We start from the raw sequence: 13507 nt of genomic DNA, 5'->3' as shown, positions 1-13507 counted from the left end.
CGGCGGCCTTTGTGCCGACATGCCGGATACGTTTGTGCAGACTGATCATGTCATCAAAAATTGCCGCTTGCAGACGGGGCGGGCCATACGTTTTCGCACTTGCGGCATGGGCGTCGGACCGCCATGCTCTGCCCCCATGGACATGCCCCACCCCTCTCAGGCGACGCTGATCACCCCCTCGGGGCGGATCGACCGTGCCGATCACGGCTGGCGGGCGAAATGCCTGCAGCGGCTGGTCCGCATGGACCTGCCCGTGCCGCGCAGCTTTGCGATCTCTGCCGATGCCGTGCGCATGATCGCGCAGGGGCGCCCCGTGGCCCCCGACGTCCTGGCCGAGGTTTTCGCGGGCAGCGGTCTGGTCAGCGTGCGCCCCTCGGCCGTCATGCCGGAATGGGGCGGGCCGGGCACGGTGCTGAACGTGGGCATCAACGACGCGCTGCACGGGCGGCTGGCCGCGGCCATCGGGCGGCAGAACGCCGATGCGGTCTATCTGTCCTTTGTTCAAAGCTATGCCATCCACATCGCGCGGCTGGACCCCGACATGTTCAGCCAGGATGGCGACGGCGCGCTGGCCGATGCCCTGCGCTGCTATCACGACGAGATGGACCAGCCCTTCCCCCAGGACCCGGTCGAACAGCTGAACCAGGTGCTGCGCAGCATGGCACGGGCCTGGGACGGCCCCACGGCGCGCCTGCTGCGTCAGGCCAAGGGCGCGCCCGCCGATGCGCCCCTGGGCCTGGTGGTGCAGGAGATGGCACTGGCGCTTGGGCCCGGCATCTGCGGCTCTGGCACGATCCAGTTCATCGACCCCGTCACAGGCACACCGCGCGTCACCGGGCGCTTTCGCGGCCAGCGCCACGGCGCCACCATCGGCACCGGGGCCGAGACGCTGTATCTGACCCGCGACGATCGCGGCCCCTCGCTGGAGGAGACCGCGCCCGAGATCTTCGCCGACCTGGTCCGCTTTGGCATCGCCGCCCGCGAACGTCTGCGCGAGGAGATGCAGATCGAGTTCGTCGTCACCGGCGGCCGGATCAGCGTCATCGACGCGGTGCGCGTGACGCGCGGCAGCCGCGCCAGCGTGCGCATCGCCGTCAGCTTGGCCCGCGACGGCATCATCCCCCCCGAGGAGGCGCTGATGCGGGTCGAACCGCGCGCCCTGGCCGATCTGCTGCACCACCAGGTCGACCCGCGTGCGCCGCGTGACGTGATCGCGCGCGGCATCGACGCCAGCCCGGGTGCCGCCACCGGGCGCATCGTCTTTACCGCCGCCGCTGCGCAGTCGTCGCATGCCCGCGGAGAGCCCTGCATCCTGGTGCGCCGAGAGACCATCCCCGAGGATATCCGCGGCATGCATGCCTCGGTCGCGGTGCTGACCGAACGGGGCGGCACGACCAGCCACGCGGCGGTCATCGCACGCGGGCTGGGCCTGCCCTGCATCGTGGGCGCCAGCGGCCTGACCATCGACGCCCGCGCCCGCACCGTCCGCGCCGGCAGCCGCACCCTGCGCGAGGGCGACGAGGTCACCATCGACGGCAGCTCGGGCGAGGTTCTGGCGGGCGCGGCGGTGCTGCTGCCCCCGGCGCTGGACGATGCCTTCACCCAGCTGATGGATTGGGCGGCCGAGGCAGGTGGCCTGGGCGTGCGCGCCAATGCCGACACCCCCGAGGATGCCGAGACCGCCCGCCGCTTTCAGGCCCAGGGTATCGGCCTCTGCCGGACCGAGCACATGTTCTTTGACGCCGAGCGGCTGCCCGCCATGCGCGAGATGATCTTTGCCGACACCCCCGACGATCGCCGCCTGTCGCTGGAACGCATCCTGCCCATGCAGCGCCAGGACTTCACCCGCCTGTTCGAGATCATGGCCGGGCTGCCGGTCACCATCCGCCTGTTCGATCCGCCGCTGCACGAATTCCTGCCCCATGACCGCGAGGGGCTGCGCGAGCTGGCCGAGTCACTGGACCTGCCCTTGTCCGACGTCACCCGCCGCGTCGAGGCTCTGACCGAGTTCAACCCGATGCTGGGCATGCGCGGCGTGCGCTTGGGGATCACGGTGCCGGAAATCTACGACATGCAGGCCCGCGCCATCTTCGAGGCGACGGTCGATGCCAGCCTCAAGGGCGACCCCATCGTCCCCGAGATCATGATCCCCCTGGTCAGCGCCATGCGCGAGGTCGAGCTGGTCAAGACCCGCATCGACGCCGTCGCCGCCGCCGTCAGAAACGAACGCCGCACCGATTTCACCTATCGCCTTGGCGTGATGGTGGAAACGCCCCGCGCCGCGCTGCGGGCCGGCGACATCGCCGCCCATTCGGCCTTCTTGTCCTTTGGCACGAACGATCTGACGCAGATGACCTATGGCCTGTCACGCGACGATGCGGGCCGCTTCATGGGCGCCTATGTCGGCCAGGGCGTCTATGCCGAGGACCCGTTCCACGTCCTGGACCAGGACGGCGTCGGAGAGCTGGTCCTGATCGGCGTTCAGCGCGCCCGCCAGCAGAAACCCGGCATCACCATCAGCGTCTGCGGCGAGCATGGCGGCAACCCGGAATCCATCGCGTTTTGCCATCAGGCAGGGGTGGATTACGTCTCCTGCTCACCGTTCCGGGTGCCGGTCGCGCGGCTGGCGGCGGCCCAATCCGCGATCCGGGGACGGGCTGCAGCGCCCCTGCGCTGATTCTGCAACTGGCAGTTGCGGATTTGCCATCCATATGATTGCACATAACGCAAGATGCGCCGGAACCCGCCTGTCTGCACAAAACCGGCTGGCGGAATGCTGCCCAAAGTTGGCCTGAACGGGCCTGTTCGGGATCTCACGCGGTTGTGGGATGGCCGTGTGGGTCGTGAAAAACCTAATTACTTCGTCAGCCCGCCCGGCGTGACAGTCTGTTCCTGTTCGACCGGGCATTAATGGCCCGTCAACACGGGTCTGATATAGGACTGACCATGCCCAAGCTGCCCAACCGGCTGGCGCGCGCCTGTCTCTGTGCCGTCACAGCCTTGCCCCTTTTGACCACGACTGCCTCGGCCGGAGGCAACGGATCGCTGTTTTCCGCCGATGCCGGGATGTTCGGCGCCCTCCAGGCCGCCGCCAATGCCCCCCGTCCCACGCCTCTGCTGTTCACCGATGCCGAACCCGCTCCGCTGGAGATCGCCCCCGACACCCCGGTCGAGACGCTGCACCTGGCCAGCACGCGCCGCGGCTTTTCGCGCGACGACCTGAACTGCATGGCCGAGGCTCTGTATCACGAGGCCCGCGGAGAGGGGCGTCAGGGCCAGCTGGCCGTGGCCGAGGTCATCCTGAACCGCGTGGACAGCGGCACCTTTCCCTCGACCGTCTGCGGCGTGATCAACCAGCCCAGCCAGTTCAGCTATACCATCGGCGGCGCCAAGCCGATCCGCAACAAGGTCGCCTATCTGCGCGCCCAGGACATCGCCTCCGAGGCGCTGGCCGGCGCCCCGCGCCAGCTGACCGGCGGCGCGACCTATTTCCACACCCCCGCCGTCAGCCCCGCCTGGTCCCACCGGTTCCAGCGCACCGTGCAGATCGGCCGGCACATCTTTTACCGTGGCAACCAGCGCGTCGCCTCGAACTGAAGGGGCTGCGGCTGCGGCGGGGCTTGCCCATGCCACAGATTTCGGGTGAATGGCGGCTATGGAACATCCCGACCGCATCTTTCTGCGCGACCACGTGCTCTCGGCCGACATCGGCGCCTTTCAGTCCGAACGCGGACAGGATCAGCGCCTGCGCTTCAACCTGACCGTGGACCTGCGCGAGACCGTCGCGGGGGCCGAGGATCATGTCGATCACGTCCTGTCCTATGACGTTCTGACCCAGGCCGTGGACACGGCGATGGCCGATCAGCGCTATAACCTGGTCGAGACCCTGGCCGAACGCATCGCCGCCGAGGTTCTGGCCCATCCCCGCGCCGCCCGCATCCAGGTCAGCGTCGAAAAGCTGGATCGCGGTCCGGGTGCGCTTGGCGTGTCGATCATCCGCCATCGCGGCCGCGTGCCCGCCACCGGGGTCGAGGCGCCGGTGACCGTTCTGGTGCACGGGCCGGGCGCACCCGTCCCGCAGGGCGCGGTCGTGATCGTGCCGCGCCATGACGCGCCCGTTCCGGCCGGACCGCACGGTCGCAGGCTGGCGCTGCTGGCGCTGGACCAGGCGGCCTGGACCCTGGCCGACGCGCTGTCGCTGGAGGTGGCCGAGACGCGGACCGAGCTGGACGCCGCGATCCAGCTGCGCCAGCCGGTGATCTGGGCCCCCACGCGGCTGGCCGCCGACGCGCCTCCCGCGGGCGATACCGCCGACAGCCTGGCGCTGTGGCTGGCCGGGCGCCTCGGGGCGCATCGCGTCGATTTCGCGCTGCCCCCGCAGGTGCCGCTGCCCGAGGCGCCCGACGGCGTCACCGTGGCCCGCCTTCCCTGCGACTGATCCCGGCCATGTCCACGGACCGTCTGTATTACCGCCCGATTCCCCAGGCCCAGGGGGGCCGCTGGCCGCTGGCCGGGGGCTGGACCGGGTTCAGCGCGCTGGAATGCCTGCAGCGCGGCCACGCCCCCCGCGTCGTGACCGACGCCCCGGATGCGGTGATCGCCGCGCTGACCGCGCCCCGGCCGCCGCTGATGGGATTGGCGCTGGACCGCCCCCGCCTGATGGGCATCGTGAACGCCACCCCCGACAGCTTCTCCGATGGCGGTCATTACGATCCGGTGAACCAGTGCCGCGTGCTGGCGGCGGCAGGGGCCGACCTGCTGGATATCGGCGGCGAATCGACCCGCCCCGGCGCGGAGGAGATCACCCCCGCCGATGAGATCGCGCGCATCCGCCCCGCGCTGGAGGCCGCGCGCGGGTTGCTGCCCGTATCGGTCGACACCCGCAAGGCGGCGGTGGCCCAAGCCGCGCTGCAGGCGGGCGCGGGAATGGTGAACGACGTGTCGGGGTTCGACTTTGACGCGGACCTGCCCGGGCTGGTGGCGCGGGCGGGCGTGCCCGTCTGTCTGATGCACGCGCAGGGCCTGCCCCAGACCATGCAGGACGATCCGCGCTATGACGACGTGCTGTTGGACGTCTATGATGCGCTGGAGGCGCGGATCGCGCGGGCGGTGGCGGCGGGCATCCCGCGCCACCGCATCGTGATCGACCCCGGCATCGGCTTTGGCAAGACCGAGGCGCATAACCTGGCCATCCTGCGCCGGATTTCGCTGTATCATGGGCTGGGCTGTCCGATCCTGCTGGGCGTGTCGCGCAAACGGTTCATCGGCCGGATCGGGGGCGCTGAATTGCCTGCGGACCGGGTGCCGGGTACGCTGGCCCTGACCGTGGCGGCCATCGCCCAGGGCGTCCAGATCCACCGCGTCCACGACGTGGCAGAGCATGCACAGGCGCTGCGGCTGGTCGCAGCCCTGAACGAAACGAGGGAGGCAGGGCAATGACCCGCAGGCTGTTCGGAACCGACGGGGTGCGCGGGCGCGCCAATACGCATCCGATGACCGCCGAGATGGCGCTGCGCCTTGGCGCCGCCGCCGGGCGCTATTTCCGCCGCGACGGGCGCAACCGGCATCGCGTCGTGATCGGCAAGGACACGCGCCTGTCGGGCTACATGCTGGAGAACGCGCTGACGGCGGGGCTGACCAGCACGGGCATGAACGTGCTGCTGCTGGGGCCGGTGCCGACGCCTGCGGTGGGGTTCCTGACGCGCTCGATGCGGGCCGATCTGGGGATCATGATCTCGGCCAGCCACAACCCGGCCGAGGATAACGGCATCAAGTTCTTCGGCCCAGACGGCTTCAAGCTGTCCGACGAGGCCGAGGCCGAGATCGAGGCCATCGTCACAGGCCAGATCGACCCGGCCCAGCCCGGCAATATCGGCCGCGCCAAGCGGATCGAGGACGGGCGCGGGCGCTATATGGAATATGCCAAGACCACCTTTCCGGCGGGCCTGCGTCTGGACGGACTGAAGGTGGTGCTGGATTGCGCCCATGGCGCGGCCTATCGCGCAGCCCCCGAGGTCTTGTGGGAACTGGGCGCGGATGTGATTCCCCTAGGGGTCAAGCCGGACGGCTTCAACATCAATGACGGTGTGGGCAGCACCCATCCCCAGGCCTGCGCCGATGCGGTCCGCGCGCATGGCGCGCATCTGGGCATCAGTCTGGACGGCGATGCCGACCGGGTGGTGATCGTGGATCAGACCGGGCGCGTGGCCGATGGCGATCAGATCATGGCGCTGCTGGCCGGCCGGTGGGCCGATCAGGGTCGCCTGGCGGGGGGCGCGCTGGTCGCCACAGTCATGTCTAACCTAGGGCTGGAGCATTACCTGTCGGGGCGCGGCCTGCGGCTGGAACGCACCCAAGTCGGCGACCGCTATGTGGTCGAGCGGATGCGCGAGGGCGGATTCAACCTGGGCGGAGAGCAGTCAGGCCATATCGTGATGACCGACTATGCCACCACCGGCGACGGGCTGGTCGCGGCGATGCAGGTCTTGGGCGCGATGGCCGAGACCGGCCTGGCGGCCAGCGCCCTGGTCAGCCAGTTCGACCCGGTGCCGCAGATGCTGAAGAATGTGCGCTATGCCGCGGGGGCCGACCCGCTGGCGGCGGAGCCGGTCAAGCGGGTGATCGCGGATGCCGAGGCGCGTCTGGCCGGATCGGGCCGGGTGCTGATCCGCAAGTCGGGGACCGAGCCGCTGATCCGGGTGATGGCCGAGGCCGAGGACGAGGCCGTCCTGCGCGAAGTGGTCGACGGGATCGTCGCGGCGGTCGAGCACGCCGCCTGATTACGTCCCGCGACGGCAGGGGGCCAGCCCCCCGCACCCCCCGCCGTCGCGCTGCGTTCTCAGGGGGTCACGGCAACCGGGTCGTGGTCGTAGAGCCAGTCGAAGCGTCCGGGCATCAGCCCCGGTGCCAGTCGGTCCGCTAGGCGCAGCACGCCATGCGCGACCAACCGTTTCGCGCCGCCGAGGTGATAGTTCCCGGCATTGGCGTTGGCCGCGTCGATGATCCAAGTGACGCGGGGCACGCGCAGCGCCTGATAGCGGGCTAGGGCGCGCGGCTGATCGGCGTCGGCGTCGAGGCAGGCGGCGAGGGTCCAGGCATCCTCGATCGCCATGCCGGCGCCCTGTGCCAGGAAGGGCAGCGTCGGGTGGGCGGCATCCCCTAACAGGACCAGGCGGTCGTCGTGCCAGCGCGGCGCCACGGGGTGGCGGAACAGGCCCCAGAGATGCACCTGCGTCACCGCTGCCAGCCAGCCGGGCACCGGGCCGGCAATTCCCGCGAAATTGCGCCGCAGCAGCGCCGGGTCGCCGGGGTGGGACCAGCCCTCGTCCTGCCAGTCGCGGCGCTCCTCTACGGCGACGATATTGCGCAGGCCGCCGCGCAGCGGATAGCTGACGAGGTGGCGACCGGGGGCCATGAAGACCTGTGCCTCGGGCGGGCCGCCTGCATCGGGGATCAGCGCGCGCCATGCCGTCTGGCCGGTGAAGAACGGGGCCTGCTGGCCGTTCAGCGTGGAGCGATGGGTGCTGCGCAACCCGTCCGCGGCGATGGTCAGGCGGTCGCCCGGAGCGGACGTCGCGTCAGAGCCCAGCTGGAGGGTGACGCCGGCTTGCGTCGCGGCATCGGCCAGCAGGTCGATCAGCCGGGCGCGATGGATCAGCAGGAACCGGGCATCGGGGCGGTGGCGCATCAGGTCCATGCGCAGCACGCGGCGGCCCCGCGCATCGTTCAGCTGCACCGCGCGGTTGCGCAGGGCGGCGGCGTCCAAAGCCGGGCCAAGGTCCAGCGCATCCAGGACCCGGACCGCGTTGGCCGAGATCTGGATGCCCGCGCCGACCTCGGTCAGGGCGGGCGCGCGTTCCAGCACCATCACCCGCGCGCCGCGCCGGGCCAGCGCCAAGGCGGCGGTCAGCCCGCCTATTCCGGCGCCGATCACGGTCACGGGGCGGTCGCGCAGCGCGGTCATGCGGGTTCCCTTCGGATGTCGCGTCGAATGCCAGAAAGCCCCGCGCGGGGGCGGGGCCTTGCTGCGGCGGTTCGCCGGCGCGGATCAGTCGTCGCGGTGGACGCGTTCCTTGCGCTCGTGACGCTCCTGCGCCTCCAGCGTCATGGTGGCGATGGGGCGGGCGTCCAGACGGCGCAGGCTGATCGGTTCGCCGGTCATCTCGCAATAGCCGAAATCGCCGGTCTCGATGCGGCGCAGGGCCTGGTCGATCTTGCTGACCAGCTTGCGCTGACGGTCGCGGGTGCGCAGTTCCAGCGCGCGGTCGGTTTCCTCGCTGGCGCGGTCGGCCAGGTCGGGAACGGCGCGGGCGCTGTCCTGTAGTCCCTCCAGCGTCTCGGCCGACTGGTCCAGCAGTTCCTGTTTCCAGGCTTCCAGTTTCCGCCGGAAATATTCGAGCTGACGCTCGTTCATGAAGGGTTCGTCCTCGGCGGGACGATAATCCTGGGGAAGGAAGGTCTGGGCTTTCATACGTCCTCCGGCGGCGCCGGGCGGAGCAAAATTTCCGGCACCTTGCGCGCCCCCATAAAGTATGACGTCCTGCTTGTCACTAGGGTTCAGGGCACAGATCATGCGTTGTGTGCAGACTGGCCGCCCCGACCGGGCAGGTTCGGCCAAGCGGCTCACGCAAAAGGAGAGTTTCCATGCAGTTTACCGGTACCGACCGCTATGTGGCGCCACCCGACCTGGCGATGGCCGTCAATGCCGCCATGACGCTGGAACGCCCGCTGCTGGTCAAGGGTGAGCCGGGCACCGGCAAGACCGAACTGGCGCGGCAGGTGGCGACCAGCCTGGGGATGCCGATCATCGAATGGCATGTGAAATCCACCACCAAGGCGCAGCAGGGGCTGTATGAATACGACGCCGTCAGCCGATTGCGCGACAGCCAGCTGGGCGATGCGCGGGTCAACGAGGTGTCGAACTATATCCGCCGCGGCAAACTGTGGCAGGCCTTCACCGCGCCGTCCCGCGTGGTGCTGCTGATCGACGAGGTGGACAAGGCCGATATCGAGTTCCCGAACGACCTGTTGCAGGAGCTGGACCGGATGGAGTTCCATGTCTACGAGACGGGAGAGACGGTGCGCGCGGCGCATCGGCCGGTGGTCATCATCACCTCGAACAACGAGAAGGAACTGCCCGTCGCGTTCCTGCGGCGGTGCTTTTTCCACTATATCCGCTTTCCCGATGCCGAGACGTTGAAGGCCATCGTGGCGGTCCATCACCCCGGGCTGAAGCCGCGCCTGCTGGAGATGGCGCTGGCGCAGTTCATGGAGCTGCGCGACGTGCCGGGGCTGAAGAAGAAGCCCTCGACCAGCGAGTTCCTGGACTGGCTGAAGCTGATCCTGGCCGAGGATCTGGCGCCCGAGGATCTGAAGCGCGACGCCGCGACGATGCTGCCCCGCCTGCACGGCGCGCTGCTGAAGAACGAGCAAGATGTGGCGTTGTTCGAAAAGCTGGCCTTTATGGCGCGCCGCCAGGGTCGCTAGGGGGGCGCTGCCCCCCGTCCTGCGGACTCCCCCCGGGATATTTTTCTGAAGAAGAAGGGTCGGGGATTGGCGGGGCGTGGGGTGACGGACTAGGGTTCAGGCGGTTTTCAGGGAGGAGGATGCGATGAGCGGACAGGGCTTTGACACGCGGGCGATTCATGCGGGGGCCGAGGCCGATCCCGCCACGGGCGCGCGGCAGGTGCCGATCTATCAGACGACGGCCTATGCGTTTCGCAATGCCGATCATGCGGCGCGGTTGTTCAACCTGCAGGAGGTCGGATACATCTATTCGCGCCTGACCAACCCGACCGTGGCCGCGTTGCAGGCGCGGGTGGCCGCGCTGGAGGGGGGCGCGGGCGCGGTCTGCTGTTCGTCGGGCCATGCGGCGCAGATCATGGCGCTGTTTCCGCTGATGGCGCCCGGGCGCAACATTGTCGCCTCCACCCGGCTGTATGGTGGGACGGTCACGCAGTTCAGCCTTACGATCCGGCGGTTCGGGTGGTCCGCGAAATTCGTCGATTTCGACGACCCCGACGCGCTGCGGGCGGCGATCGACGCGGACACCCGGGCGGTGTTCTGCGAATCGATCAGCAATCCGGGCGGCGCGGTGACCGACATTCCGGCGGTGGCGGCCATCACCGATGCGGCGGGGGTGCCGCTGATCGTGGACAACACGCTGGCCACACCCTATCTGTGCCGCCCGATCGAGATGGGTGCCACGCTGGTCGTGCACAGCCTGACGAAATACTTGACCGGCAATGGCACCGTCACGGGTGGCGTGGTCGTGGACAGCGGCACCTTCGACTGGTCGGCCAGCGACAAGTTCCCCAGCCTGTCCGCGCCCGAGCCCGCCTATCACGGCACCGTCTTCCACCAGACCTTCGGCGCGATGGCCTTCACCTTTCACGGAATCGCCGTTGGGCTGCGCGATCTGGGCATGACGATGAACCCGCAGGGCGCGCATTACACGCTGATGGGGATCGAGACCCTGCCCCTGCGCATGGCCCGCCATGTCGAGAACGCCCAAAAGGTCGCCGTCTGGCTGGAGGCCGATCCGCGGGTCGAGCGGGTGACCTATGCGGGGCTGGAAAGCTCTCCCTGGAACGCCACGGCACGGCGGCTGTATCCCAAGGGTGCGGGCGCGCTGTTCACCTTTGCGGTGAAGGGCGGCTATCAGGCGGCGGTCCGGCTGGTCGATGCGCTGGCGCTGTTCAGCCATGTGGCGAACCTGGGCGATGCGCGGTCGCTGGTCATCCATTCGGCCTCGACCACGCACCGCCAGCTGACCGAAGAGCAGCAACGCGCCGCCGGTGCCGCCCCCGAGATCGTGCGCCTGTCGGTGGGCATCGAGGATGCGGACGATCTGATCGCCGATCTGGATCAGGCGCTGGCACGCGCCACCGCCTGAAGGATGCGGGCCGGGGTGACCCGGCCCGCATGAGGATCAGTTCGCCGGGGCTTCGGTCTCGCCGGCCTCGGGCGCGTCCATCTGGGGGGCGTCGGGCAGCGGTTCGACGATGCCCGGCACGATGGGCTCACTCGGGGTGGGCGCGCCGTCGCCATGCATCGGCGGGTGGACCGGGCCGCCCTGGCGCGGGCCGCGCATGGGCGCGCAGGCGGCGTCGCCCGCCAGGGCATAGTCGATCTCGACCTGGGCGGTCATCTCGACCTGGCCGGGCTGGACGGGGGTGCTGTCGGCCATCGCGGCCTCCATGCGCATCATCGGGCGTGGGCCCCCCTGGCCGGTCTGGATGTCCCGCAGCGTCAGGATCGGCCCCAGCTCGACGCCCGCGGCCTCGGCCAGCAGCTCAGCCTTGCGGCGGGCATCGGTGACGGCGTCACGGCGCGCGTCGTCCAGCGCCTCGGTGCCGTCCTCGCGGGTGAAGGTGATGCCGTTGATCTCGTTCGCGCCGGCGCCGACGATGGCGTCTAGAACCTCGCCCAGACGGGCCATGTCGGTCACGCGCACCTGCACGGTGTTCGTCGCCTGATAGCCGGTGACGGTCGGCGCCTGGTTCTCTCCGTACTGCATCAGCGGGTTCAGGTTCAGACCGGCGGTCTGGATCTGCGCCTCTTCGATGCCCGCGCCGGTCAGCGCGTCGATCACGACACGCTGTTGGGTGCTGTTCTCCTCCATCGCGGCGCTGGCGGTGTCGGCCTGGGTGGTCACGCCCAGCTGGACGGTCGCCATGTCGGGGGCGATGCGGGACTGGCCCTCGCCAGTGACGGTCAGGCGCGAGGGGCCGGCATGGCCGCAGACCATGGGTGCGGCCAGCGCAGGCGCCGCCAGCAGGGCGGTCATGGCGGCGGACAGCGCAAGCCTGCGGGCGGCAGTGGCACGAAGGTGGGGTCGCATCAGGATATCCTTTCCGATGGCGGGGTCACTGCGATGGTTGATGCCCTGCGCCGGGGCGGCTTCCTAGCCCTTTCACGCGCAAAAGCGATCACAGATCTGGCAGTTCTTCTTTCAACACTCCACAATTTGCGGTAGTGATGGAAGATGAACAACGACGTTGCGGGCACGCCCACGCGACGCACCCCGAGCAGTGAAGACAGCCATGAACCAGCACGCAGCACCTCCCGAATTCGCCATGAGCTTTACCCAGGAGGCCGTGCGGCTGGAATGCCGGGACGGCACCGGCTGGCAATCCCTGGGCCAGGCCCGCTTTGCCGGGGGCGACCTGGCCGCGGTCCTGAACAGCCTGCGCGAAGAGGCGGGCGGCCAGGCCGGAGAGCTGGACACCGTCCTGGTGATCCCGGACGACCAGATCCTGTATACCGTGCTGACGGTGCCCTTCGGGTCGGACACGGCCGCAACCATTGCGCGTGCGCTGGAGGCCTCGACCCCCTATGGCGCCGATGACCTGGCCTTTGACTGGTGCCCCGCCGCCAATGGCGACATCGAGACCCTGCGCGTCGCCGCCGTGGCCCGCCGCACCCTGGACGAGGCCGAGGATTTCGCCCGCGCCCAAGGGTTCCGCCCCTCGGGCTTTCAGGCGCGTCCGGGCGATGACCGTTTTGACGGCCACCCCGATTTCGGCCCCTCGCGTCTTGTGCAGGAGCAGTTCAACCGCCGCCCCTTCAGCGCGCCCGATCTGACCCAGGCCCGCGTCACCGCCCCGGTGATCGAGGTCGAGGCCACCTCCACGCCCGCGCCCGCCGCACCCGTCGTGTCGCGCATCCCCCCGCATGTGGTCATCGCGCCCGTAGTCACGGCAGCCGCCGCACCGGTGGAGGCAACCGATGCCGATACGGCCCGCGCCGCCGTGATCCGCCACGGCCAGACGCCGCCCCTCTCGGCCAAGCGCCTGTCGCCCCGGGCCGAGGCCGTCCACACCCGCGCCGCCGCCGCGCGGCTGAACCGCACCGACGCGCCTGCAGCCGCCGCCAGCGCCCCCGGCCTGGCCGAGCGGCTGCGCAGGCTGGACCCTGCGCGCCTGCCGGTGATGGTGGGTGGGCTGGCCTTCCTGCTGGTCATGGCGCTGCTGTTTCTGGGTCGCCCGGCCCCCGACCAGCAGATCGCCCAAGCTCCCGTCGCGGCGACCGAGGTCGTTCCCGAACCGGCCCCCGCCCCTGAACCCGTGGCAGAGCCTGCCGCCGCCCTGCCCGCGACTCCCGCGCCCGAGGCCGCCCAGACCGATGCACAGCCCGATGCGCTGGACATTGCCCTGGCAGAGGCCCTTGCTCAGGCCCGCGTGACCACCCCCGAGCCTGCACAGGCCCAGCAGCCTGCATCGCCCGCACCCGCCGCGACCGCAGCTGCCCCGGAGGCCACGGCCCCGTCGGCGCTGCTGCCTGCCAGCCCGCCGGACACGCAAGCGGCCGATCCGGCCAGCCCGCCGCCTGCGCAGGCGGCTCAGGGGGTCGATCCGGCCCAGATGGCCGGGCCCAACCTGTCCGCCGACCCCGAACCGCAGGAAACCGCAGCAGCAGAGCCCGTGGCCCAGCAGCCCGCGCCACCGCTTGCAGCGCCCGCTGCGCCCGCACCCTCGGCCGAGGCCACAGCCGCCGCGACCCAGGC

10 protein-coding genes and 1 pseudogene are annotated in these 13507 nt (G+C 70.0%); 8 read left to right on the top strand and 3 right to left on the bottom strand.

Annotation, left to right across the window (positions count from 1 at the left end; all coding sequences use genetic code 11):
* Positions 1 to 136 precede the first annotated feature (136 nt).
* The 5 genes from ABS73_RS11945 (at position 137) to glmM (ending at position 6779) form a co-directional block, all read left to right on the top strand.
* The gene (locus ABS73_RS11945; protein WP_423805198.1) at positions 137 to 2677 is read left to right on the top strand and encodes a putative PEP-binding protein; all 2541 of its coding nucleotides are present in this window, start codon (positions 137 to 139) and stop codon (positions 2675 to 2677) included.
* 269 nt (positions 2678 to 2946) lie between these two features.
* Positions 2947 to 3597, top strand: coding sequence for a cell wall hydrolase (locus ABS73_RS11940; protein WP_277024837.1), 651 nt, complete (start codon positions 2947 to 2949; stop codon positions 3595 to 3597).
* A gap of 58 nt (positions 3598 to 3655) precedes the next feature.
* Entirely contained in the window at positions 3656 to 4438 is a 783-nt protein-coding gene (locus ABS73_RS11935) for a dihydroneopterin aldolase (RefSeq protein WP_277024835.1), read from the top strand.
* An 8-nt stretch (positions 4439 to 4446) separates the two neighbouring features.
* Positions 4447 to 5439 (top strand): dihydropteroate synthase, encoded by a 993-nt coding sequence (gene folP / locus ABS73_RS11930; protein ID WP_277024833.1) that lies wholly within the window; start codon positions 4447 to 4449, stop codon positions 5437 to 5439.
* A complete protein-coding gene (gene glmM / locus ABS73_RS11925) occupies positions 5436 to 6779 on the top strand; it encodes a phosphoglucosamine mutase (RefSeq protein WP_277024830.1) in 1344 nt (447 codons plus the stop codon). The genes folP and glmM overlap by 4 nt, the downstream gene beginning before the upstream one ends.
* A 59-nt stretch (positions 6780 to 6838) precedes the next feature.
* Here glmM and ABS73_RS11920 read toward each other — a convergent pair whose 3' ends face one another.
* Both ABS73_RS11920 and dksA read right to left on the bottom strand, forming a co-directional pair.
* A complete protein-coding gene (locus ABS73_RS11920; RefSeq protein WP_277024829.1) occupies positions 6839 to 7963 on the bottom strand; it encodes an FAD-dependent oxidoreductase in 1125 nt (374 codons plus the stop codon).
* 84 nt (positions 7964 to 8047) lie between these two features.
* On the bottom strand, positions 8048 to 8470 hold the full coding sequence (gene dksA / locus ABS73_RS11915) for an RNA polymerase-binding protein DksA (RefSeq protein WP_136855127.1): 423 nt from the start codon (positions 8468 to 8470) through the stop codon (positions 8048 to 8050).
* A 173-nt stretch (positions 8471 to 8643) separates the two neighbouring features.
* On the opposite strand from dksA, the gene ABS73_RS11910 reads away from it, so the two are divergent.
* Positions 8644 to 9486 carry an AAA family ATPase gene (locus ABS73_RS11910; protein ID WP_277024827.1) on the top strand — a complete coding sequence of 281 codons (843 nt, stop codon included), beginning with the start codon at positions 8644 to 8646 and terminating at the stop codon, positions 9484 to 9486.
* A gap of 124 nt (positions 9487 to 9610) precedes the next feature.
* The gene (locus ABS73_RS11905; protein WP_277024824.1) at positions 9611 to 10894 is read left to right on the top strand and encodes an O-acetylhomoserine aminocarboxypropyltransferase/cysteine synthase family protein; all 1284 of its coding nucleotides are present in this window, start codon (positions 9611 to 9613) and stop codon (positions 10892 to 10894) included.
* A 36-nt stretch (positions 10895 to 10930) separates the two neighbouring features.
* Here ABS73_RS11905 and ABS73_RS11900 read toward each other — a convergent pair whose 3' ends face one another.
* Positions 10931 to 11842: an SIMPL domain-containing protein gene (locus ABS73_RS11900; protein WP_277024822.1), complete on the bottom strand. Its 912-nt coding sequence runs from the start codon at positions 11840 to 11842 to the stop codon at positions 10931 to 10933.
* A gap of 202 nt (positions 11843 to 12044) precedes the next feature.
* Here ABS73_RS11900 and ABS73_RS11895 point away from each other — a divergent pair.
* Positions 12045 to 13507, top strand: a pseudogene (locus ABS73_RS11895) (hypothetical protein); the annotation flags it as partial.

It is taken from the genome of Paracoccus sp. SCN 68-21 (assembly GCF_001724535.1).
Lineage (GTDB): Bacteria > Pseudomonadota > Alphaproteobacteria > Rhodobacterales > Rhodobacteraceae > Paracoccus > Paracoccus hibiscisoli.
Note: the sequence above shows the minus strand (reverse complement) of the source record. Positions and strands in the feature narration are given on the sequence as shown.

Excerpts from the sequence above, each read along its gene's own strand:
- ABS73_RS11945 (WP_423805198.1), top strand. The coding sequence starts at position 137 with ATGGACATGCCCCACCCCTCTCAGGCGACGCTGATCACCCCCTCGGGG.
- ABS73_RS11940 (WP_277024837.1), top strand. The coding sequence starts at position 2,947 with ATGCCCAAGCTGCCCAACCGGCTGGCGCGCGCCTGTCTCTGTGCCGTC.
- ABS73_RS11935 (WP_277024835.1), top strand. The coding sequence starts at position 3,656 with ATGGAACATCCCGACCGCATCTTTCTGCGCGACCACGTGCTCTCGGCC.
- folP (WP_277024833.1), top strand. The coding sequence starts at position 4,447 with ATGTCCACGGACCGTCTGTATTACCGCCCGATTCCCCAGGCCCAGGGG.
- glmM (WP_277024830.1), top strand. The coding sequence starts at position 5,436 with ATGACCCGCAGGCTGTTCGGAACCGACGGGGTGCGCGGGCGCGCCAAT.
- ABS73_RS11920 (WP_277024829.1), bottom strand. The coding sequence starts at position 7,963 with ATGACCGCGCTGCGCGACCGCCCCGTGACCGTGATCGGCGCCGGAATA.
- dksA (WP_136855127.1), bottom strand. The coding sequence starts at position 8,470 with ATGAAAGCCCAGACCTTCCTTCCCCAGGATTATCGTCCCGCCGAGGAC.
- ABS73_RS11910 (WP_277024827.1), top strand. The coding sequence starts at position 8,644 with ATGCAGTTTACCGGTACCGACCGCTATGTGGCGCCACCCGACCTGGCG.
- ABS73_RS11905 (WP_277024824.1), top strand. The coding sequence starts at position 9,611 with ATGAGCGGACAGGGCTTTGACACGCGGGCGATTCATGCGGGGGCCGAG.
- ABS73_RS11900 (WP_277024822.1), bottom strand. The coding sequence starts at position 11,842 with ATGCGACCCCACCTTCGTGCCACTGCCGCCCGCAGGCTTGCGCTGTCC.